At 63.5% G+C, this 23,351-nt stretch carries 14 protein-coding genes; 3 read left to right on the top strand and 11 right to left on the bottom strand.

Features of this window, described 5'->3' with window-relative positions; genetic code table 11:
• Position 1 precedes the first annotated feature (1 nt).
• Together K8640_RS23780 and K8640_RS23775 are read left to right on the top strand one after the other, a co-directional pair.
• Positions 2-1,207 (top strand): McrC family protein, encoded by a 1,206-nt coding sequence (locus K8640_RS23780; protein ID WP_223749132.1) that lies wholly within the window; start codon positions 2-4, stop codon positions 1,205-1,207.
• The gene (locus K8640_RS23775) at positions 1,204-1,650 is read left to right on the top strand and encodes a very short patch repair endonuclease (protein ID WP_223749131.1); all 447 of its coding nucleotides are present in this window, start codon (positions 1,204-1,206) and stop codon (positions 1,648-1,650) included. The genes K8640_RS23780 and K8640_RS23775 overlap by 4 nt, the downstream gene beginning before the upstream one ends.
• 170 nt (positions 1,651-1,820) lie before the next feature.
• On the opposite strand, the gene K8640_RS23770 is transcribed toward K8640_RS23775, so the two are convergent.
• The 6 genes from K8640_RS23770 to K8640_RS23745 form a co-directional block, all read right to left on the bottom strand.
• On the bottom strand, positions 1,821-3,023 hold the full coding sequence (locus K8640_RS23770; RefSeq protein ID WP_223749130.1) for a PD-(D/E)XK nuclease family protein: 1,203 nt from the start codon (positions 3,021-3,023) through the stop codon (positions 1,821-1,823).
• 29 nt (positions 3,024-3,052) lie between these two features.
• Positions 3,053-9,379 (bottom strand): DEAD/DEAH box helicase, encoded by a 6,327-nt coding sequence (locus tag K8640_RS23765; protein WP_223749129.1) that lies wholly within the window; start codon positions 9,377-9,379, stop codon positions 3,053-3,055.
• Positions 9,376-12,381 carry a hypothetical protein gene (locus K8640_RS23760; protein WP_223749128.1) on the bottom strand — a complete coding sequence of 1,002 codons (3,006 nt, stop codon included), beginning with the start codon at positions 12,379-12,381 and terminating at the stop codon, positions 9,376-9,378. The genes K8640_RS23765 and K8640_RS23760 overlap by 4 nt, the downstream gene beginning before the upstream one ends.
• Positions 12,382-12,612: 231 nt before the next feature.
• Positions 12,613-12,774, bottom strand: a complete 162-nt coding sequence (locus tag K8640_RS23755; protein WP_223749127.1) for a hypothetical protein — start codon at positions 12,772-12,774, stop codon at positions 12,613-12,615.
• Positions 12,775-13,667: 893 nt separating this feature from the next.
• On the bottom strand, positions 13,668-14,147 hold the full coding sequence (locus K8640_RS23750; RefSeq protein WP_223749126.1) for a hypothetical protein: 480 nt from the start codon (positions 14,145-14,147) through the stop codon (positions 13,668-13,670).
• 344 nt (positions 14,148-14,491) lie between these two features.
• On the bottom strand, positions 14,492-14,755 hold the full coding sequence (locus K8640_RS23745; RefSeq protein ID WP_223749125.1) for a hypothetical protein: 264 nt from the start codon (positions 14,753-14,755) through the stop codon (positions 14,492-14,494).
• Between the two features lie 402 nt (positions 14,756-15,157).
• Here K8640_RS23745 and K8640_RS23740 point away from each other — a divergent pair, with 402 nt between their 5' ends.
• Complete coding sequence (locus K8640_RS23740; protein WP_223749124.1) at positions 15,158-15,703, top strand: hypothetical protein; 546 nt, start codon at positions 15,158-15,160, stop codon at positions 15,701-15,703.
• A gap of 12 nt (positions 15,704-15,715) precedes the next feature.
• On the opposite strand, the gene K8640_RS23735 is transcribed toward K8640_RS23740, so the two are convergent.
• The 5 genes from K8640_RS23735 to K8640_RS23715 all read right to left on the bottom strand — a co-directional run bounded on the left by K8640_RS23735 (position 15,716) and on the right by K8640_RS23715 (position 23,348).
• On the bottom strand, positions 15,716-17,854 hold the full coding sequence (locus K8640_RS23735) for a phospholipase D-like domain-containing protein (RefSeq protein ID WP_223749123.1): 2,139 nt from the start codon (positions 17,852-17,854) through the stop codon (positions 15,716-15,718).
• Positions 17,851-19,458 (bottom strand): hypothetical protein, encoded by a 1,608-nt coding sequence (locus K8640_RS23730; protein ID WP_223749122.1) that lies wholly within the window; start codon positions 19,456-19,458, stop codon positions 17,851-17,853. Before K8640_RS23730 ends, K8640_RS23735 begins: the two co-directional genes overlap by 4 nt.
• Before the next feature lie 290 nt (positions 19,459-19,748).
• Positions 19,749-19,925, bottom strand: coding sequence for a helix-turn-helix domain-containing protein (locus K8640_RS23725; protein WP_223749121.1), 177 nt, complete (start codon positions 19,923-19,925; stop codon positions 19,749-19,751).
• A gap of 293 nt (positions 19,926-20,218) precedes the next feature.
• On the bottom strand, positions 20,219-21,613 hold the full coding sequence (locus tag K8640_RS23720) for an MFS transporter (protein WP_223749120.1): 1,395 nt from the start codon (positions 21,611-21,613) through the stop codon (positions 20,219-20,221).
• Between the two features lie 19 nt (positions 21,614-21,632).
• Positions 21,633-23,348 (bottom strand): hypothetical protein, encoded by a 1,716-nt coding sequence (locus tag K8640_RS23715; RefSeq protein ID WP_223749119.1) that lies wholly within the window; start codon positions 23,346-23,348, stop codon positions 21,633-21,635.
• Between the last annotated feature and the right edge of the window lie 3 nt (positions 23,349-23,351).

The following is a 23,351-nucleotide window of genomic DNA, read 5'->3' as shown; positions in this document are numbered from 1 at the left end:
CGTGTCCGCGCGCACTATCTATCTGCGTGAGCGGTTCCCCACCAAGGGGGTGTCTCTTGCGCCCGAGGAGCTTCGGGCGCTCCAGGCGGCCCGTGCGGGGCTCCGCATTCTCGCCACGGACACGCCGGGCAAGTTCGACCTCGAGACCTCTCAGTACGTCGGGACATTCTCCGGACCAGGGTTTCGGGTCCTCATCGAGCCGAAACTACCCATTGGCCGCGTTCTCTATCTGCTCGGGTACATCCACGGCGCCGAGCGGATGCTTAAGAGGGCGAGCATCTACGGGGGAGCCACCGGGCTCGTCGAGGTGATGCAGTCTCTCTACTGCCGAGCTCTGGAGTACGGTTTGCGCTCCGGGCTTGTACGTGGATACGAACGACACCGGCAGGAGTTGGTGTCTCCGCGGGGCCGCGTGGACGCGAATGCGCTGCTCCTGCGTCGCTTCGGCGTCTTCCCTCCCGTTCCATGTGAGTTCGATGAACTCACCACGGACACGGAGCCGAACCGCCGCCTCCTCGCCGCCGCCCATCGGCTCGCCCAGTTGGAGTCGAGCAGACAGGAGCTCGTGCAAACGCTGCGCAGGCTCGTTTCCGCCTTCGAGGGTGTATCGCGCATCAACTACGCTGGCCGGCTCGCGCCGCTTACGAAGGACCGAAGGTACGAAGCCTTTGACTCCGCACTGGTGCTGGCCAATCTGGTGTTGGAGAACTCCTCGTTCGAGCTGCACGACGGTCGGCTAGAGGCGGCAGGGCTCCTCGTCAACATGGAGGAACTCTACGAGAAGTTCGTGACCAACCTGCTCGGGGAACTTCTGCGGGAACGCGGTGGTCAGTGGACCTATCATCCGCGCGCCCTCTTTTTAGAGGCCCAGCAGCGCGTGCGGCTTACGCCTGATGTCGTGTGGTGGCAGCGCAGTGGGCTGCCGCAGCTCGTGCTCGACGCGAAGTACAAGTCGACAGATCTAGGGGAGTCGCAAGACCTCTACCAAATGCTCACCTACTGCACGGCGATGGGCCTTCGGCACGGCGTTCTTCTCTACGCCGAGGCGGAGGAGACTACCCATGTCGTGAATGTAGCAGGCGTCCACATTCACGTCCTGCGCCTGGACCTCAGCGGTGAGCCCGAGGATATCCACGCCCAGGCCAAGCTATTGGCCGGCCGCCTAGCGGAGCTAGCGGAGGAGAACCTGCAGGCGAGGAGGGCATGATTCAAGGGGAACGCAGAAGGGGGCGACCGGTCCCTTCGTCCGAAGCAGCCGAGAGGCGCATGAAGGCGCAGCGGACCCGGGACACCGCTGCCGAGCTCGCGGTCCGCTCGGTACTTCACCGCCTGGGCCTGCGCTTCAGAGTGAACCGACCTGTTGTTGGCCTTCGCCGCAAGGCGGACGTCGTATTCCCGACGGAGAGGGTAGCCGTCTTCATTGACGGCTGCTTCTGGCACGGCTGCCCCCTGCATGCGACTTGGCCCAAGGCCAACGCGGAGTTCTGGAGGGCGAAAATCGAGGCAAACAAAGCTCGGGACCGCGCAACGGACGAGGCGCTCGAAGCGGCGGGATGGACGGTACTGCGGTACTGGGAGCATGAGTCCCCTGCTGAGGTGGGGAAGCGAGTCCTGGGGGTCATCACAGCACGCCGCAAGGCTTTTTCCTGATGGCCCGCCGGCGTATTCCCAATAGCCACCCAGGAAGCTCGCACGTCCGACCACCGTGACTCGGCGGAGCCAATTCAATTTGAATTGATGGGCGCATCTGGATGCCGGACATCGCTTTCTGCGTCTCGGCTCCTTCAGGCTACGCCGGTTAGGTCTGTCGTCCGGCTGCATCACCCGGCGAGGAACACCCGCGTCGTCCACGCTGACGTCCACGGCTTTGTGCCTTCCTCGTGGAAGTTGAGGGGGTGGACGAACTGCCCGCTGCGGGCGCCTTCGAGTGTCTGCAGTCCGTAAATCCAGATGGGCTCACCGACTTGGCAGAGGCGGTATGGGAAATGTCTGAGCGAGAGGCCGACTACCTGTCGGCGCTCTCCCTCGGGGGAGCGGATACCAACACGTAGAGTTGTAGGGCCCTCCTCGACACTGACCACCATGCCCCAAATGTCCAACGGGAGCGGCCTTTGTCCCACTCCCACCCGGTTCGACCTCCACGCCCCTTCAGCGTACTCCGTGTAGCTCGCGCAGCGAGGCCTCTGTGGACAGAACATACAGGAGGGCCCTGCCGCTTCATAATCCACGGCGGCGACAGCAGACTGCCCCCACGGCAACTTCTGACTCTTGAGAGTCCTTCGGAGGACGTCGAGCGTCTCCTTGCTCCCATCGACCTTGAAGACTTCGCGGTCAGAGACGACCTCCAAACGGAAGCCTTTGGGCTTCGGGCGAGCCTCTTCGTCCAGGGCGAGGGCATATCCTTGTAACTGCAGGGCATATCCTTCCTTTAGCTGTCCTTTGGTGTCGATCACTCCACCTGACTTGAAATCAATGATTCGGACGATGTCGTCCTCGGGCCACTCCACGAAGTCCGCTGTTCCTCGCAGATGCAGCGACTTGCTGCCCAAGGCCAACTCGGGTCGCTTCAATCCTCGAGCAAGTCTCGGGGGGGCGTCGCTCACCCCTGGGGGCTTGGTAGGCTTCGAGGGAAGACGTGCCACAACGAGCGACCGAAGGTGCGTCAGCTCATTGTGCCAAGCGATAGGCTCCCAGGCTTGGCTCAACGGAGTACGCCAGGGCTCCATCCGACCGAGCTCCCCATCCAGGTGCGCCACCGCTTCGTCGACGAGGCGACTTGCAATCATTCGGCGATCATCGAAGGTCTCCAGATTTCCCCACGTTACCAGCGGCAGTGGAGCCGCTTTTCCTCCGGCCCGCCACCACCCCTGAATCGCTGCCTCAAGGACCCAGTGACGTAGCGTGCCGAGAAGTGCGCCGGGGGCTTTCCCGGGCAGCGCGGTATCCCGGTCCAGCGCCTTCCGCTTGCATGCACCAGTCCCCAGCAGGTCGCCGAGGCGCGACATGCCGAGATCGTCGACCACCTGAAACGTCGCTGCGTCACGAGCTGGTGTCACATCAGTTCCTTCATCTTCCGATACACCTGCACTGGACGCCGCATTAGGTCGAATGCCGAGATGAACGCCACGCGCTCGCCGTTGGCCATGACCTTTTCGATAGCGACATCGAGACGCCCCCCCTTGAGAGCGCCGAACTCCTTCGCCCAGAACGAGTGCACGATGAGCCACTGCGTTGGTGATGGCCCTCCAGCGAGCGAGAGCGCGGAGAGGTCTCCGTACCGGGCTTGCTTGGCGTCCGGGAAGCGCGCAGTGAAGTCTCCCACTGCCGTTTTGACGTATTCGCTCCACCTCCCAGTTGATGGTGAGGAGTCCGGCCCCACCAAACCTGCCGTGTAGTCACTGCTCCGGAGAACTTCGAGGAAGGCAAGGCCGAGGCGCCAATCGAGCAACGCGTGGTACGCCCGATTCCCGTACCGAAGCAGACATTTGTAGCACGCGGAGGTGCAATCTTTCTCATGCTCCTCCGTCAGAGTCTTCCGCGGGTACTCCGTCGCATTATCCAGGATGCTGCCGATGAGCGTCCTGAGGACATTGTGGTCGGCAAGGCGGCGGGAGAAGCCCGAGCCGTTGACGAGGCGGTCCGCAACTACGAGGAGAGGGCCTGCTTCGGCCCCGTTCTGGAAGAAAACGCGCGGTTCCAAGACGTCGAATTCGTCTGGGTCGGTGTCGAAGTCCAGCGCCGCTCGATTCACTAGGATGAACGCGGCCGACACCGCCGCTGCCCGGATATCGGCGCGCGAATTTTGCTTCCCACGGACAACACCTGTGAGGTCGAGAGTCTTGGGAACGGCGCTCGGACGGATGGCCAGGAGATCGGTGACGCGAGGGGCCATGAGAAGGAGTGGACCCATCGTCGCCCCTGACTCTTCGGTGAAGTACTTGGGGTTTTCCCATTCCGGTTTGATGCAGCTCCTAGCCACGTATTGGCCCTTCTCGTTCGGAGCCGCGCTGTCCGGACCGATGACGAGCCCTTTCCAGAGTTGACGCGAACCGGCTACGAATTCGGCCCCTGCCGCATCTGGAGAGGTGGCTGCATCCGTTGGGTCGGGACCGGGGTTGAGGCGGAAGAGCGTAGCTTGGGGCAAGAACTGCGCCGCGGTATTCAGCTCGTTAACGGGCTTTTGCTCTGATGTGTCGACGGCTGCAATCAGGGCGCGGTGCGAGCGGCTCACCACATCGGGGTCCTTGAGCTCGGTCGGGCGTAGGCTGGTGCGGAACGCTTGCGGCTCGCGACAGAGGTAACCCTTGCTCCCGAAAGTCGACTGACATGCCTGGCACGTCCCTGGCGACTCTCCAGTAACCGACTTCTTCCAAACGCCGCACACCCGGCATTCGAACAAATAGACCGGGCTACCCAGGGCGGGAGTGTTCGCTTTGATGGGGGGGATTTCTCCTTTACGTCCGGCTGAGACGACCCGCTCCGGCATACGGCCGACCACAGCCGTTACGCGATGAACGCGTTTGTCCTTGACGAGCTCCTTCCCGGGACTGAACTCGTACAGCGCGAGGTCGAGGTCGCGCTCGATGGTCTTCCACTCGTACCCCCCCTTGCCGTGGGTCTTGATCTTCACCAGGTCGGTGTAGAGTGACCGCACGCGCGTCGGCATGCCGAACATCGGAAGGAGCCCCTCGTCGGCGAGCGACTCCGCCAGGGCGTCCTCTCCTGCGTGTGCCTCAACCTTCCGCTCGATGTCCTCAATGAGCTTCTGCGGGGTCACCGCATTAAGCCAGTGAACATGACGCGAGCCGCCGTCCGCGAGCGCACGGGCGACCTCTGCCGTGTGGGCGCTCTTGCTCTGCAGCTCCGCCTTGAGCAGCGCCTTCCAGTCCCGCGGCGGCTTCCCGCCCTTCCCTGGGTCCCCATTTCGCCACTGCGAGACGTACATGAATTCGCCGTGCACATCCCCTGGCTTCATTGCATCGGCCGGCCACTGGCCGGGTGACCCCAACACTTCGTTTGCTGGGTAGAATTGACCTTTCGGGAAGAGTTTCTCCCGCAGGCTGACGAAGGCAGTCGTCAGCGCACTCTTGCGGAGCAGTCGTTCTGCGACGAGGTCCATGTCCTTGTTGAGGAACGGAGGCGGCGGCTCCTGACCTGTCATCAGCTCGGGCCGCTGAAAGTAGTACACGTCGTGGCTCTTCGTGCGGCAAATCGTAAAAACGGCCGAGAACGCTTGACCGCGGCGACCCGCGCGCCCTGCACGTTGCTGGTAGTTGAAGCGCTGGGGCGGCATGTTTGCCTGGAAAACGCTCTGGAGGTCACCGATGTCAATGCCGACCTCCATCGTCGTCGTGACCGAGAGCAGGTCGATTTCCTCTCGTCGCCAGTACCGTGGGCGCTGAGGACTATCCGCGTCAGATACAGCTCGCTCCACCTCGATACCCTTGAAGTCGACCTGCCGTTCGAGTGGCTCGTCTGTTTGTCCCGTGAGTTCCTCACAGTGCAGCCTGAAGGTAGCTTCCGCAGCCGCCCGCTGCCGCGTTCGGTCGATTCGCAGCGCAAGATGGTTCGCCGTACGAAGCTCTCCTGCGGTGGAGTTTGGCTCCTTCGGAAGTGGCTCGCCACAGCGGGTGCAGAACCCAGTACCTCTGTGAAGGTGCGCACGCCGACATCGCAGACAGAGCCAGGCAGGGTCTTTTTCATCCGCGACGCGGAAGACGAGTCCTTTGAGAGAAACGATGCCATTCGGGTGGCCTGCCCCCTGCAGATCTGCCAAGGCCGCTTCGAAGGCATCCTTCCAATGAGTGCCGAGCCATGCATCGATGAACCGCCTAATGCGGCGCGGAAGTGACTTCGGCGCCTCATTCCACACCCTGCACTCGTATAAAGTGGGGTCGGAGCGGTAGCTCTCCGCCAGCACGCGTGCGAATGCAGAGAGCTCCTCACGTCGCTGCTTCGTCAGGTTTCCTTGAGCAATGAGCAAGGTCCCGAGCCCAGCCTGTTCCGCCGAGAAGTATCCCTTGTGGAAGAGCACTTCTGGAAGCAGTGTCCGCGCTTCGTCGACGAGTGCCCGCTGCGCTGTCGCGATAGCATCTGCCGGGCTGCGCTTGCTCCACGTCAACGGCCCGTCCTCGCTGAGGCCGTCGAAGAGTTCGTGCCACTCGAAATACTTGCGTTCTTCTCCCTCTTTGCCATTGTGCAGCTTGGCAATCCCCGCCTCATCGATCGGGTGGATGCCGAGCCGGACAAAGTGCTCGATAAGAGGCAGTACATGGGCTCCTGCTTCAGGGTACTTGAATTCAAGCAGCGAGGTTAGGGCAACCTCTCGAGGTTCCTCCTTCAGCTTCCTTTCGAGGTCATCGACTTCACTCTGGAGCTTTGCGAGATAGCCCTCGTACATCTCTTTGTCCACCTCATCGATGGCGCTATCGAGCTTCTTCCGCGCGTCGGCTATCTTGCCAATCTTCTTACCTTTCTCGGTTCGCGCAGCGTCTTGGTGTCGTTGCTCCTCCGCAGCTTGGCGCCGCGCAACGTCGACGAAGACTTGCCGTCGGATGTCCTGATGGTGAAGGCGCTCGATGTCGTATGAGGCACTCGCTGCATCCTGCCGACTATCGGAGAAGCAGACGAGCTTCGAAGGTGTCCCGGTCGTTCCTCCCTCGACGACTTGTGCCCCAAAGAGCTCGGCCGCAAGGAGCTGCGTCGTCTTACCGAAGCCGGTGCGGAAATTCCGGATGGGTGAGGCACGACCACGGCGCTTCCTGCCCTCCGGTGGCGTATAGTCTGTGCCGCACGCCGGGCATGCTCCGGGCACGTTCGAACCAGGCGTGTCGTCCCCATTTGTACGAAGGAACAGGAATCCTCGGACCTCGTTGGGGCCGAGTGCGCCACTGGACATCTTGAGCGGCGATGAAACAAGCTCTCGCGCCACGCCCGTTCGTGCATTGAGTACGCCCTCATGCCACGATTCCGACTCCTTCTCGGACCTGAACGGTTTACGTGCTTGGGTCGTCGTGGGCCAGAAGACAGCCTGGGTGTTGTAACTCAGGAACTCAAATAGCTCACCAACAGCCTTCTCGGGCGAGCCATCGAGCGACGGCTCACCGGGTAGCAGCTCCGTCTCCTTTCTTCGTTCCGTTGAGCCCTTTACCGCCGCTCCGGATAGCTGTTTCCTATCAGTGCGGCCAGCCACGAAGAGCTCCCCACAGCACTCGCAGTACAGGACTTCGAACACCCGGAACTCGCTGCCGGAGCGGGGAGTCTGGTCGATGCTGAGCTTGCCCACATGGCGTTCCCCGAGCCCTCTCTCGGCTTCTGTCTTTCCAGGGGTGGGCTCAACACCGACGAGGAGGGGAGCAAATAGCCCCTCGATGGAGCGGAAGAATGCGTGCATGCGGAACGAGGGGGCCTGGAGCCTCGGCGCACCGGGAAACCAGTCCTTGCCGTGGAAGAGTTCTCCCGCGCCACGGACCAGCAGCAACCCCCTCAACGCAGCGAGTGCCGTTTCGTCTGAGGTCCCGAACAGGGCCATGGCAACGTCGGAGAGGGGGGTCGGTTTCTTCTTGCCGTGGTCGGTCCTGAGGCCTCGCGCAACCCACCCTCCCGCACGTTCGATGCACTTGCGGACGAGCTCGGGGCCGAAATCTCCAGGAGACGGGCTCAGCAGGGCCTTCGCGATGCCCTGCCAGATGTCCTGTGCGTGGAAAGGACTGGCAGGAGTAGTCGTGTCGGCGATGCGGCCGTTGACTCGGAACGCATGACTGAGATCGGCGCTCCTCTCAAGGAAGGAGACGAACGGCGCGTGCGGAAGATGGCTGCCGGACGGGACGGCAGCCACTTCGCTCTCACCTGGGATGACCGACTTGCCCCATTCGGTCTTCGCTTCGGAGTCGCTCAGTACTGACTTGGGCGTGCGGTGGACGCCGCCGAAGCCAAACATATCCCAGAGGTAGTCAATACTCTCGTCGCGATTAGCTCTGCCGGTGACCGGCGAGACTCCCTCCATCGGCAGCGAGGCACTCGACGAAAGCACCCGAAGCTTGTGTCGATGCTCCTGCTTGTCGAGCCCAAGGCGGTGGATGAGGAGCCGCAGGAGGTATGCCACCTCCGTTCCCGCCATACCTCGATGCAGATGGAGTTCGTCCAGGACGAGGAAGAAGTAGGCGTCATCGGACGAGGCGAGCCATTCCCGCGTCTTGTCCAGGATGGGTGCATCGATCTCACGCGTGAGCAGGATGTTCAGCATACTCACGTTTGTGACGAGGATGTCCGGCGGATCGGCCTGCATGTCCCAGCGATGGACGAGTTCGGCGCCACGCGGTGAGGGGAAGAGGAAGCGGGTCTGCTCCCGCTTGCTCGCATCGAGCGAAGCGAAGTCCTGTTCCGTCTTGCCGGAATTCTCTCGCAGGAACTTCTGACGGTCGTACTTCTTGGCTGCCTCCTGGGTTCGCTCAAGCGTCAGGAGCTCTTCGAAGAGCTGCTCCGTCTTGTTATCACGACGCGCGAGCTCCTCTGAATTCGTCGGATTGATGCGTGGGTGGACATCCCAACCTGTGACCGGCGTAAGCCCCGTGTACCGGCCGAAGAAGATACGGTTTCGCTTGAAGCGACGGCGGCAGACGTCGGCCGCGAGTTCGGAGTCGAGTGCACGGCGCAGGCGCACCAGCTGATCCTCAACCAGGGCGTTCATTGGGTAGAGAATCAGTGCGCGCACCGCCGACTTGCGCGTCTGGCCCTCGCGATGGGGGATGAATGTCCTGATGACATCCTTGCCTTTGGCGTTCTTTTCAAGTGGACGCCGAGCCTGGGGGAACACCCCGGAGTCGCCGGCGTTGCCCGTCCAGTGTTGGTAGGGAGAACCGTCCAGGCGGCACCACCATGGTTGGGTGAGGAAGTCGGCGCTCGGCTGGGGCCAGCCCACTGCCTCGCGGGCCAGTTCCGCGATAATCGGTAGCAGGAACGACTCCGTCTTGCCGGAGCCGGTTCCGCTCGTGACGATGCCAGGGCTTCCTGGCGCAGTCCCTCTCTTGAGCATTTGGAGCTGATGTCGGTAGAGCGGGTAGTCGGCTTCCCGTGGGTAGGGATCTTTTCCCGTGGGGTGCGAAGGAAAGAGCCCCGCCAGTGCGAGTTCCTCAAACGCCCTCCGTGCCTCTGCTGTGAAGCCGGGCAAGGTGTCCGGCCCGAGCGCATGAAGCGCAACGTCCGAGGACTTGTACCTGGGCAACTCTTCCAGAATCGGTTCGGTACAGAGCTGGCCGGGACGCTCAAGCAGTGACCGGCGCTCCTTCGAAACGTCCGGGTTCCTGATGGCGAATGCAGTTTCGAGATAGGTGAGGAAGAGCTCGCGCGTACGCTCGAACGCGCCAATCGGGTCTCTCATCGGGGGGCTCCGGTAGCAAATCCCAAGCGAGCGGTGACAGCACGGAGGAGGGCTTCGCTCGCGAAGTGGTAAAAGTATGAGTTGTTATCGAGTCCCGGCAGCGACTCGCCGGAGAACGCCAGGACCCGGGAAAGCGGCATGGGCAGATAGCACCCTGATCTCATTTGTAAGTCCCTCCCCTCGGAGAGCCACGGTGACTCTCCGCGCATCGCGTGCGCAGCGAGGATTGCGACCGTTCGACTAAAGAAGGAGGCGACGGGCTTTTCGTCCTGCTCAAGAACGTACTCGTCGGCTTGGGCGTGGCGAACGACACGCCACAGCTCGACGGCATGCTCCCTCTTGGTGCGGGAGAAGAAGCCCTGGCTCCAATCGAAGCAGCGGAGTTGGCCCGTGCGGGGAATCTCGTTCGGCCTGCGTGCCGGGGGAATGCGTTGGATGAGCGTAATAAACTGGTCTGTCACGACCTCGACGCGCGGAACGAACCTCGTCACCCCTAGCCCCAGCTGCTGTGAGCCGACGCTCAGCACCGTCTCCGACTTCTGGAACTGCCAGCGCGGCATCTGAATGCTCTCGTTGACGGTCGTGAGCGCAGGCATGCCGACGCCGCCCTTGTTCTCCAGCTCGCGCGCCACGCGTCTCTGAGTTGCAGCGTCGGTCAGACCTGCAAGCGTGGCAATCCATCCTTCAGAGGCATGGTGCAGGCGCAGGTGAGGCTTAACCGCGTAGTAGCTACGCCCGGACCACTGCCCGCTATGGTGAGGCGTTAGGATTACCGATTCGCAGAGCGCACGGATGAGGTGCCACTGCGCTGCCACCCTGCCGCCCCCCAACGATGAGGAACACAGCTCAAGCAATTCGCGCTCGGGGATTCCATTCTTTCTGCGCTTCGCCACCGCGTCGAGAACGTCGAGGAGGGGACGGAGCGCGGACGACCGTTTCGAGTGCCCCCCGGTGTTCGGATGATCCTTCTGCCGACGGGGTTCCTTGAAGACCCGACGCCGGAGCTCAGGCTCGACATGGACGATATCCGCCTGCGGCCGGGGTCTGCGAACTCTGGCGAAGGAGTAGACGTACTCCTGCGGAATGACGTTTTGCTCGAGAGCTTGGTTGACGAGCTCTGCCCACCGCTCCCTTAGCTTTTGATCCGTGACGAGGCGAATCTCCGGAGGCGGGGGAGTGGCGTACTCCTCCGTCCAGCTCATTCTCGGAGTCCCAGCCCGCAGATCGAGCAGGTCGACTCCGAGTGGGAAGCCCGCGCGCTGCTCGCGGGTAAACATTCCTTTGGTAAATCCGAAGTAGACGCGGTTGGAGGACCGGACGTCGAACGCAGAATCGGCCTGCAGCGCGTCCGCTTGAATCGAACCGTCCCAGGACTCGTTATCTACCTCGCGCTGGCGAACATCCACGCAGTATGCGTGGTGCTCGGAAGCAGAGGCCGGGCCACCCCATTCGACGAATCCGCTTCTTTCAGGCGGCACTCCGTAGCTTCCGGCAAACGCGGTGCTGACGAACCCGACTGCCTGCTGAAGTTGACGCCCATCAGAGAGCGTCGCCCGAAGAGTCCAGTCGCCGGGAGCGGGCTCGCGAACAAAGCGCCAAGCACCATCCTTGCCTTTTGTTGCAATCACGTTATCAACGAGCTCGACCGCGGTTGCTCCCGGCACGATGACTTCCGGCAAGAACCCCATTGCGGCGAGCCATGTGCCTCGGCCGGCACGGATGCCGCCACGCAACCGCAGGAGAAATGCATCTGGAAGCGGAGCTGCGACGCTCGCCCCTCCGAGGGGAGCGGCAAGCTGCCAGCCATCGAGTCCGCTCACCTTGAGTCCTGTCGGCGCAAAGCCCAAGGGAGGGGGGCCACGGAACAGGACGGCATCTGCGAGGGACAGCGCCACTTCATGACTCCAGCGGAGGAGCCTCGGAAACCGCTTGCCCGGGTCGTGAATGGAAGCGCCGGTCAGTGGCAGCACCCGTGTGCGAATCACTCGACGCAGGCGCGAGAGCAAGGAGCAAGACTTCGCGCCTTCGAACGCTTCGCGAAGAGGCGCAGCGGCATTGCCATCGGACAGAAGAACTTCCTCTCCCTCTTCGAGAACGTTCGGCCATGGAACAGATGTATACTTTCCAAGCGAAACGCCGTCGGTGGCAACGAGAAATGCCTGAGAGTCGTCCTCTTCGGGCTCGTAGATGGCGAAGCCAACGGCCCCTTCTGGGCTAGCTGCCTCAAGCTCTCGCTGAGCGCCGATCACAGCACGCCAGAACGGGTGCTTGGCAAGCTCGGCCATCGGTGCAGTGCCCGAGTCGACTGACTTTTCGAAGGCCTCGAAGACCTCAAGGAATCCTCGCGTGAAGTTACGGGTGGTCCCCGCATGATAGAAGAGGCGCCGCACGCCCGCGAAGGAGAGCGTGGCGAGCGAGAGCTCGGGCTGGGATCCGAAGAGCTCGCGGAGCGCCATGGCATCACGTCCCCGAGGAAAGGTGAGGCCGAGTGTTGTGCCGATTTGCGCGAACGTGGGGTAGGTCGGGAGCTCAAGCGGACGATAGCCGGGCTTCTGTGCGAGCCACGCCTGGAGCCTCTCCCAGGTATGTGCGAGTTTGGACGTTCCACGATGCGGAAAGCCGGTCTGCGCCCTCAACTTTTCGTAGAACCCTGTGACTTCGAACCGGTCTTGCATCGACGCCACGCGACAGAGATAGAACAGAATGGCGTAAGCGCTCGGCAATCCGGACTCGTTGAAAGTCCACTCAACGCACGCGTCGATAGACTTGCTCCGGAGCTCTCCGCCGACGACCTTCTCGAACCTCTTCAGCAGTTGTTCTTTTTTGGCAGCAGGTGCGCCGTGTGCTCCGACCATGACGAGGAACTCGTCAGAGGTGTCGATATGGGTGACTGGCTCGCGGGCGTTGGGCGCGTTGTGCTCGACAGAGAACGTGGCCCGAAACAGGGAGTTGTTCCAAGAGTCGTAGGACAACAGGTCCTGATGCCGTGAGATATTTGTCAAGCCCCCTCCTGACCGCCCCGACTTCCGGTGAGCACCAGAGAACAGTACCTCGCCTCCAGCAGAGAAGGGGAGCAGGTTGGGGCGAGTACGTCTTAGAGGGGAGGGGCAATGCCGCGCCGCGGCATCGGAGGAGGACGCGGAGCGGTGGTGTCCTGGCTGCCCCAGTCCGAGTGGCGCAGCATGCTCTGGGTTGGACGAAGCACCTTGGGCGTCGAGAGCCTCATGCATTTGCTACCGGTCAAGGTGCTCGCTCATGGCCCAGCTGACGCGGCGGTGGCTGAAGAGGTCCACGACGACGATCAAGTAGAGGCAGCTCTCTCGCGTGGGCATGTGCGCGATACCGGTGGGTTGGGCGCGATTGGGCGTGGGCGGCCAGAAGTCACGAGCGAGCACGTTGCGCGCTATCGGCAGGCTGTGCGTAGAGGTGGTGGGGCGTGAGATGCGATGGCGTCTCCGGGCATTGAGGCCCACCTTGCGCATCAGTCGCGCTGTCCGATGGCGGTCGACGGCTGGTCTTTCGCCTTCAACTCGGCATGCACCTGCGGGCGGCCATAGTTGCCCCGACTATCCTAAGCCCCTGGACATGAACGCTGATCAGCTGCGCCGCACCTGCTGATGGTATCGGCGAGGGGCGCCTGGCGGCGGCCAGGAGTGCAGCGGCGGCGTCCTCGCCCATTCGCCATCGGCCCGAGGCCACACCCGTGACGGTGCGCGCCGCATCGGCAGAAGGTGCCCGCGCCCCAGTCTTACGGAGGGCGCCAGGATAGCGGGCCGGGAGCGCGTCACGGACGGGGGGACTCAAGCAGTGCTGTGCTGACCTCTTTATCCAAGAGGTGCATCACGCCCCGGTTGGAGCATTCGCACTCCGCTACGATGTAGTTTCCCCGGCTAGTAGCGTGGACTTCAGGAGGCCGACCGTCGGTCGGTCACCGTCTCGCGACGCGCCTGAGGTCGGACCTCGGCCTCCAGGGAGCGAAGCGCTGCGGAGCCGATGGTGGGGGCACAGGAGCGGGCGCGTGCGGCGCTGCTGCACGTCTCCCGTGCGAGACGAAGGCGACTGGCATGCACCACCGCAGGAAGGCGGGCAGCTAGTCTTCTCGCCCCAGCGGATATGTAGCATTGGCTGAGAATGCTACAGGCCAAGCCTGCCCTTTCCCCCTGGGCAGGACCTCCGCGGACTCAGGTTTTTGCGCACACAGCGCCGAACCCGGAATGCTCCTGCCGCTCTCGTTGCTAGCCCACGACCGGCTGCTTACTAGCCGCGGTCGAGATTCGCGAACGGTGGCTCAGTCCGCCTTTCCCTGGGCGAAAGCCAGATATTCCTTATACCGTCTGCGGATATCCCTCAGGCGTAGCTTGCCGCTGCTCTCGTGGGCGACGAGCAGTACAAGGCGCTTTTTTGCGATCAGGCCTTCGCCCAGGATGTTCAGTTGCTCATCGACGAGCACAAGATAGAGGTCGTCGAAGTTGAGGGCTTTGAAGTCGATATGGATTCCGTCGGTATTGTGCCGATAGACGGCACGGGTCTTCACCTGAATCTTTTGGCCTCGCGGAGCAATGAGGTCCCAGTCCTCCTGGTTCACCACCTCGGCACGTTTCGCCCCGTATCGAGCGCAGCAGAGCTCCTCGCCTAGGATACAGAGAAGCTTCGTGTCGAAGATATTGTCGCGATCGCGGATCCCGACTTCCTTGTTCTCGATGCGCCTACGAAGTAGAAGCTCGCGGATTCGGGAGAGGAGGGCGGAATCGGGCCATTGGGTCATCATTGTCTTTGGATTGGGGGGCGGCTGGACGTTCAGAGCGGCCAGCCCGTAGAAGGGATCAAGCCCTTATGCTTGAACAGGGCGCAGAGGTCGCTTGCGATAAGCTGCTCGGGCTGCTTGGTTCTCCGTTTCCACTCGCGAGCGACTGTCCAGGCCTCGCACCATGACAGCCAGCCAAGTCTCGGCGCATCGGTGTCATGTCGATCGGCAAGTGCCCGGAGGCTTTCTTCCAGCTCTTCGGCGGGTGGACACAGCTGGGCGGTGAGGTAGACGAGGGAATACCCGGGCAACGTGAGAGGCCGAGGGATATGCGGAGGACGCGTGAATTGGTGGGCGGACAGGCCTCGCTAGTACGCCGCCAGCTGGTCCCGCGCCTCCCACTCGGCGGCATCCCGCTGTGCGTCGGAGTTCTCAGAGAGGTCCTTGGCCTCGATGCCAATGAGGTGAATGGGAGCGCCACCTTCCAGTTCTGTAACGGCGAGCGCGGCCATCTCGCCGTGCTGCCCGAGGCGTGGCCAGAAAATGATCTGCATGGACACGGATGGAGAGAGAAGGTCTCCAAGAAGTCCTCCGGGCTCCGATAGTACGAGGGTTCCATCTTTGAGCATCACGGCCTTCGCCCGGGGGGAGAAACGCGCGTAGTGCGCCTGGCAAGTACCGGAGCATGTCGAGCACCGTCGAGGTGAGGGAATCCTCGCTTTTCGAGGCGGCCCCTGCGTGAAGCTTGTTGTGGAGGTCAGCATGCACCATTGGAGACCTCAGCGGAGCCGGTAGGCCCGCCAAACCACCACCGCAGGATGCGCGACACCATGCGGCGCCCCCGGCGGGACATCATGGCTATGACTCCGTCAGCCTAAAGTGGCCCCCCATGAAGCTCGCGCGACGGGGTGCGGCAAGGATGCAGCGCTCCGGCTTGCTCGCCGCAACGTTTCCGGCAGTGCCTGCCGCAGAACGCAGATTCTGCTATGCCGCTGAATTGAGAATCCATCGTCGAACCCGTGGGGGAGGACCAGATGAACCGCTGGATGTATGTGGCTGCGGATGCCCGCGCCTGCATGGCAGATACCCGGCAGCTAGTCCTGAAGCATGGGCTGCTCTGGCACGCGAAGCCTGCCGATACGCGGCCAGCTCCGGGCGACCGCTTGCTGCTCGCTTTCAGGGAGTCCGCCGACGAGCTGGCAGCGCTGGCCATTCTTGAGCTTGAGACGGCGGTGCAGCGACTGGAGACGCAGGTGGATAAGGTCTCGTCCAGGAACTCCGCGTACGGTGAGGGGGTCTGGCCTGCGATATGGGACGACTTCGAGGCAGCTCGTTGGGGGCGAGGGGGCAGCGGTTACAGGGCAAATGCCACGAGGCGCGTGTTGGTGGTGAGAGTGGTGGATGCGCTGGACGACGTGTGGCTGCGGCACGACGAGGTCTTCACCTCCCCGCCGGCGGCCCGCTTCGGAGTGAGGCTACTTGGTGATGATGTCTCCGAGGTTCTGACGGGCCTGCCGAGCAGTGGGATATTCGAGGGGCCACTCGCATCCCGTCTGAGCGCCGGTATGACGGTGGCATGAGGGTGGAGCACCCTAGGCCACCTGCCGGAAACGCGTGTACATTGAAGTGAGCTCCCGCTCGAACCGCGGCCATGCAGTCGGTGAGACTACGTTTTGAGGATTGAAGGACGGCTTCACCAAGTTGCCGCGCGGGGTGATGACGGCGAGTGTTCCCGCCGCACATCGCTCCACGCGATGGCGAACACGAAGCAACTCATCCCTGAGTTTCCCAAGTGCATCCAAATCCGGGGCCAGTTCCTTCCTGACCTCGTTCGCGTTGAATGCTTGGGCCAGGCGGGGAAGCCATTCGGTGCTGGCGACTGTCAGGAGGGCGCTCCACGCATGGAGGTATGCGTCCAGGTTCTGACGATGGGTATACCAGTCGTCAATGGTGAGTGCCCTTGTTTCCTCAAGCCCGGTGATGAGACGCTGGATTTGTGCGTTCAGCACGCTGGCCACGGACCGAATCAGGTGCATGCAACTCGGAATTAGGTCCAATGATGGCGTGGCCGCATGCCTGTGCAGTCGGCGCGTATGCCGTTCGGAGAAACCGAGGGTGGCCTCGTGGAGGCTCTGGTAGGCGCGAAGATTCCGCTCTCCGAGGGTGCGGAGGTGCTGATCAACCTCCTCGGCGGACATGACCTCCCGGGAACGCAATAGCAGCCGGGGCGCACCTGCCAGAGGAATGTCGCAGTAGGTCAGGAACTCCATCAAGGCACTGAGGTCGGGCTGGACGAGGAGCTCGGCAAGCACTGCTGCGAACTTCTCTGCGCTCCGGACGGCCTCTCTCATGCGGCGCTCCCTGCGGGAGGCCCCTCCCGTGACGATGTCCTTGTGATTGTGGAGCAGGACCCGATTGCTCGCTTCCGACGTGCTGCCGCGCACCTGGAGTGAGACAACCACCGATTGCCGATCACAGCGCGCCACCGTTTCCGCCGGCAGAGAGGCAGAGCGCTTCGTGCCCACTCCGTCGAGAGGAACCACAACCGTGGCTCCATCTGGAAACTGAAGCAACGCATCGACCGGGCCGCCACTGGCACCTTCGAGAACGCAGGTCAGTGTTCCGTGGTCAAGCTGGGCCAGGCCGAGCGACAACGGTGCCTGAAGCTTCTTGATCGGCGACGGCGCCTGGACGGGCTTCAGCGGCTGCTCACGTGCACGTTGTGAGGGGTCGAAAAACGCGCGCATCGCCTGGGAAGAGAGGCGAATGCCGTCGGTCAGTATGCCCGTTTCGACGTTTCCCTCCGCCGGGGTGCAGAGCATCGCCGCGCGTGTGAAGTTCGCACTACCGGCGAAAAGGCGCCAGCTTCCATCCGGGAGCTGGATTGCGACTGCCTTCGCATGCAACTCCTGGCGCCGGTTATCGTCCGACCATTCGGAGAAGAGCAGCTTTCCGGTTCCCCTCTTCATTAGAGGGTGGTCGAGCCAGGCGGGAGTCAGCATCGGCGCGCCGGGCTGTGTGTAGATGAGGACCTCCTTGGGATGGAGTGCACCATCCAGCACATCGAGGAGCTCGGGAGCCGGGTCGAAGAACGGCGAGAGCACCAGGACGCGCTCCACAGGACCGGCGATTCCCACCGAGATTTGCGCGAAGAGCGGCTCGGTGAGGTTATGGAGAAGCCGGGATGGAGACGGTGATGTTCGGTTCGCGCCAGCCTGCAGCCAGCTTGCGTTGTCGCGGAGGTCGTTGATTCGGGAGGACAACTCGTCATCTGGCCACCTGTCCGCGATGGCACGCAGCAGTGACAGCGCATCATGGAAGAGGGGAAGGTCGTCCTCGTGCTTCTCCTTCGAGAAGGAAAAGACGTGCGTCATTTCCGCGTTGCGGCTCAGCCCTGCTCGCGTGAGGTTGCCACTCCCGATGACGAGCAGGCCGGTGCGAGCGCTGGTGAAGAGCGCGAGCTTGGGGTGGAATCTGCGCGCCGGACTGACTGGATGCAGCAGGTAGCGGAGGTTCGCCTTCCGTGGCCATCGGCCCCGCTCGCCTGCCAGGATGGCCTGGAACTCGCGGGCATCCATGATGACGGTGACATTGTTGTTCGCCTCAAGTGCCGCAAGTTGCTCAAGGCAGTACTCCTCGAAGAAGTCCGGCTGGAAGTTGTAGGTCAGGAGGAGGGCATGGTCGTACGTATGCGCGTTGAGCTCGCGCAGGAGATCGAGGCGCTCACTCATGGGCGCAGCTCCTGGGTTCGTGCAAGGACTCGCCTGCCGGTGGGCGAGAGGGTGTACTCCCCGCTCTCGCTACGAGTGACCAGCTCAAGGTCCACGAGGATGCGGAGGGACTGCCGGTGACGTGACTGGTGCTGGCCGGCCTCGTAGTGTTGCTCGAAGACGTACCTGTTTCCTTCGCGCCTGAGCCAACAGGCTTCGAGCCGCGCCTTCTCGTACATCACCCGGTCGTGGTGAGCGGCGATCATCTCCAGGAGCTGTCGGGCCGCCTCTCGCCATCCTCCAGGTGCCAGCCAGGTGTCGAGCAGCGCCAACGCAAGGGGGGCACTCAGCTCGGCGCCTGTTGCCGAGCGGACCTCGCGCCAATGCGGGTCGTCAGAGGCGTCCCGCCATCTGGCGTACAGCGTTCCCAGCATCGACATTGCCTTCGCGAGGCGCTCCTGGGGCGAGTCACTTCGCCCGAATAGCAGCAGGTGCTCGTTCGTTGGTGAGCCCAGGCCGAGCCGGACGCGGGCCGTGGCGCAGGCCTGTGCGTTCGGGAGCTCCTTCACGCCAAGCGATGAGAGGAGTGCCGAGGGAGACTCAACCTGCCTCTCGTGGAAATCCGCGAGGGCCTCGTCGAAAAGCTCGGAGGTGAGCGTCCTGGCGAGTTCCTCCGAGGACATGCCTTCAGGCGTGGCGGCCAGAACCTCAAGGCACGCCTCAAGCACGGACTCCAGCGCCCAGGAGAAGCATTCATGGAGCACGAATTGGCGCCACAAGCCATCGCACCGCTTGAGCCACGCGGGCGGCTGGTATTCCTCAAGCCGGCGGTCCTGCCCAATGAGGCAGCCGAAGTACGACGGACCCACGAGGAGCTGGTCGTCGAGGGACAGGTCCTTGAGCCCTCCCACCTGGAGCCCGCTCAGCTGGTATTCCCCTAGCAGATGGAGGATGCGACAGAGGCTCAATGGGCGGAAGCTCCCGAAGTCGGCTCCGCCCTCCGGCAGCTCGAAGAACACATCGATCAGGGCCTCTCGCTCCGAGGTGGCCCCCTTGGCATGGATGCCATCGAGCCCGAGCGTCGGCGCGTCCTTCTCGAGAATGCTCCGGGCTATGTGCTTGTGGCGGAAGTGCTCTTCCCTGAAGAAGCGCGTTTTCGAGATCGAGGCCTCGAATGCGGAGGCAATTCGCTCGCCTATCGGAGCGAGCCGGGGAAGCGCATCTTCCAGCTGATACGACAGGCCCATCTTGTAGAGCGAGCCGCTGTAGTACTGGCCAAAGCCGCCAAGTGCATCGGAGGGCAGGACACGCATCCCGAGCAGGAGGGAGTCCGAGCCTTCGGCGAGCCTTGCGCTGACGGCGTTCTTCCCGACGGTGGAGGCTTCGGAGTCCGCGAGCAGGGTGGCGTACGCCACGGCGGCCTCCCTCCGCTGAAAGGCTGCTTCGAACTCGGTTCGCGTCTTCGGCTTTTCCGTCTTGTGGATGTGCCCCAGCATCCACGCATACGCCGCGTAGTAACGCGCGCGGTCGGTGTTGACCACGATACCGGGCAGCAGCATGTCGGTGAGCAGACCGGAAACCCGTGCGAGCCCGAGCGGGTCTCGTCCCTTGCCCTCGGTGACCACGTACTTCGACCACCTAGGAAACTGTGTTCGAGCTGTGGAAGATCGTCCGGCCACATCTCCCCCCTAAGAACGCGAGCGCATCAAACCACACATCGCCGGTACTCATGCGAGGAGCTTTCCACATCTCCGACCCAACACGGCTGGTGGCGAAAGTGGCGGGGAGCGCCTGCCCGTAACGGCTCCCAGTCTTTGAGGCGGAGGCTGGGGCAATGCGCGGACGGACTGACAATCGGCAGCTATCAGCGCAGCGTTGTGCAGAGGCTAAGAGCAGAGGCTGAGTTACGGCATTGCTATGTGGTTTTTTGTAGGAAATTGTCCAGGGCTTCCGGCTCTATCCGCACCGTGTTGGACACGCGGATGTGGGGCAACGTGCCCCTCTCGCATAGCCGGTACACGGTGGCCCGGCAGACCCCTAGCCGTTCAGCGACCTCCCGGACGGTCAGCAGCCGGCCGGACCCTGAGGCCATGGGCGCCATCAAGGCGGGGCCCAGCAGCAAACTAGCAGCAAAAATCTTGGGGTCCTGGGGTACTGGATGGGACGGCTGGACAGCCCCGGCCGAAGAAACCCGAGTATTTACGATGGGTTGCGAAGGGCTGGTAGCCGCTGGACGGCCCCCGGGGTTCCTTGGGGTGCAAGTGGTCGCAGGTTCAAATCCTGTCGCCCCGACCGATAGAAGGCCCTGGAGCCCTTGGCGAAAGCTGGGGGCTCCAAGGCCTTCGACTTTTGGGGCTCCGGACTCCAGCCGCGAGCCGGCAGAGTTCACTGCCTCGGCCTTGCGTCGGGGAGTTCCTCTTCCAGTCGACGGATGCGTGGGTGGAGGAGCGCCAGGAGCGTGGCCACCAGGATGAGCGCACCCGCGATGACGAGCAGTGCCGCGCTCCCTCTCCCGGTACCCACTCCAATCCAGGTGCCGAGGCTCGTGCTCCAGCCTCCGCCTGGCGCCATGCGCGGCTCGAAGACACGGTCAACCAGCGGCCCCGCTACTGCGTAGGCCAGCGGCGTCGGGCTGGTGGCGAGCAGGAGCCGGATGGCGAAGACGCGTCCCTGCACGGCAACCTCAACCTTGGCCTGCCAGAGCGCCTGACTGGTGGCGTTCGCCACCGCCGCCCAGAACATGAACGAGAAAGCGGCGAGCTGGATGAAGACGAGCGACGGCCGCGCTCCCGCGAACACGAGGCTCACACCGAGCATCACTCCGGAACCCAGCACTACGTACATCCGGCCTCTTCGCGGGCCGCCCCAGACGCTCATCAGGAGGCTTCCGCCCAACATGCCGGACCCGGCGATGGTCAGCGTGATTCCCAGGGCCGCGGGAGAGGCCAGGCCCAACACGATGGGCTGCGCCAACACCTCAGTGAACGCGGCGCACAGGTTGATGAGCGCGAAGTACACCAACATTCCCATCAACCCCGGGCGCGCCGCGACGTAGTGCCAGCCCTCGAACGCATCTCGCCAGAGTGAGCCTCGCGCAGTGGAGGTGCTCGGCATGCGACCCAGCGGAGGAATCCTCGCGCTCAGCAGCGTGACCAGCGCGATGAGGAAGGTCGCGAAGTCCACCAGCATCACACCCTGGATGCCCACAGCTACGAGCAACAGCCCCGCCACGGGTGGCGCCGCGAGCCTCCCTAGGGATTGGGACAGCTGCACCATGCCACTGGCTCGACCCAACTGATCCCTTGGCACCAACTGCGTCGTGGCCGCCGTATACGCAGGCACCTGGAAGGTGCTGGCGATGGCTCCCACCATCACGGAGACGTGGACGTGCCAGACCGCCAGCCTGCCCGCGAACATCAGCAGCGCGAGACTCGCCGTGGCTGCCGCCGCCAGCGTGTCGCTTAGGATCATCACCCGACGACGGTCCATCCGGTCCGACAGCACCCCCGCCAACGGCGAGAGCACGAGCGAGGGCAGCGCCGTGTAGAGCGAGATCAACGCGAACTGCGTCACCGAACCCGTGCGCTGATAGACCCAGACCCCCAACGCGAACGCCGTCAGCCTGGAGCCCAGGATCGAGACGAGCTGACCTGCCCAGATGCGCAGGAAGACGGCGAAGGCCGGGGCAGGGGGCTCCTCGGGCTGGACCACGAAGCCCCCTGCCACTGGCGTTCCAGCGGCCAGGGCAGGTCCCTCCGGTTGTTCCTGTCGAGAAGCCATCGGGCCGGGCTCCCCGAACTCACGGTTGCTGCTGGCTCAGCTTCCGACACAGGTCCGCGACGATCCGGAGTGAATCGCGTTGCGTCTGCCCCAGGCTCTGCGCGTCGGTGAACTGTCCGCACACGTTCGGGCCCATGGCGTACATGGCCGTCCGGTTCGGCCCACTGGACTCCAACTCGTACGTGCCTCGTGGGATGACCTCTCCGGTCTTCGGGTTCACGTAGATGCCCCCGGTGACGAGGTAGGCCTGTTCCCCTCGGGTGATGACGGACCGCTTCTTGTCAGGAGGCACCGAGAGTCCCTCCGTCGAACGGAAGGCGCGGAGGCCGGGTTGGATGAGCCCGTTGCCCAGCATGAACTGGATCAGCGGCGACGGATGCGCCTCGATGCTCGAGTACTGGCCCGTCGCGTCGACCACGTCGGTGAACCGCCGTGTCTGCGAACGCCCCAGCACATCGCAATACGAGACGCTCACTCGCCAGACCGGGCCTGTCTCCGGATGGAGCTCGTAACCGCGTCCCAGCGCGATGACCTCCAGATGGCCCGAGCGCATCATGGCTTCAATCTGGAGCGCGTTCCCCAGCGTCATGGGCAACATCGTGTTGAAGAACGTCGTCCGGAGCTCACGTTCGAAGTACAGGTGGTCCTCCGCGGAGAACCACGGGGAGTTCTCACTCCACAACTGGATGGCCGCGTCGATGCACGTCTGCCACTCCACCACTCGCATGTGCTCGTAGCCACCGTACGGCTTCCCAGTGGTGAGCACTGCGGCGATGTCCCGACGCAGCGTCTCCGCCTTGTCCGCGCGCGCCAGGTGCCGCTGCCATGCTCGGATGCGACGACGCACGGGGGCTCCACGTCGACGGACGCGCTGACGCCCAGCCGCCTCCGCCAGTTCGTCGCCCAACATCTCCAGGGTGGTGTCGATGGAGAGGAGCCGGCCGCTCTTGCTTGTCTGGAAGGTCTCCTGCAGCCGCTCCGCCGTGAACCAGCGTGGCTGATAGGGCGAGGTCGCCTCACGCCCCCAGACCTTCGGCAGTTGACCCGTTCGGGAGCCCAGGGTGACCTTGAAGCCTTCAGGCGCCTCGTATCGCAGACGACCCTCGGCATCCGGTACGAACCGTCCTGTCTTGACCGCGAGCGACAGCGCCGCATCGATTCCGTTCAGATACGAGCCGAGGATCAGGACGTGCTTGGGGCGGTTCTCGTCTCCCTCCAGCACCGCGTCCTGGAGCGTCTTGGCCGGCCATGGTGAGCCGTGGACTCCCGGCCGGCCATCGAGCAGGGACTCCGGCAGGGCCCGGCTCCTCCAGGCCCGCTGGCCATAGCCCGTCGCGAGGATCACGTACTCGGCGGTGACCGACGACGCCGACGCGAGGCCTATCTCAAAGTGCTCCGATCGCTGTTCAAGCGTCACGGCCTCCTGTCCCGTGATCAACTCGACCGAGAGTCCGAGCTCTCGAAGGAGCCCCAGCGTGCGTTGGAACTGCACCTGCTGCCGCTCGCCGAAGCTCCACCGGCTCATCTTCGCCGGCAGGCTGGCGAGGTGCTCCTCCAGGGCGTTGCGTCGGCTCCACGCGAGGCCTGTCCCGACCTCCGTCTGTGCTTCGATGATGGTGATCCGGCAGCCTTGCAGCGCCCGCTCTCCTCGGGCGAGCCGCTCCGTCAACGCGAAGAGGAACCACCGCGCTGACTGTCCGCCGCCCACGATGGCGATGTGGGGCGTTCGCTTCATGGC

The sequence above is a fragment of the Myxococcus sp. XM-1-1-1 genome (genome assembly GCF_020037095.1).
Classification (GTDB): Bacteria; Myxococcota; Myxococcia; order Myxococcales; family Myxococcaceae; genus Myxococcus; species Myxococcus fulvus.
This window is presented reverse-complemented; position numbering and strand designations above follow the sequence as displayed.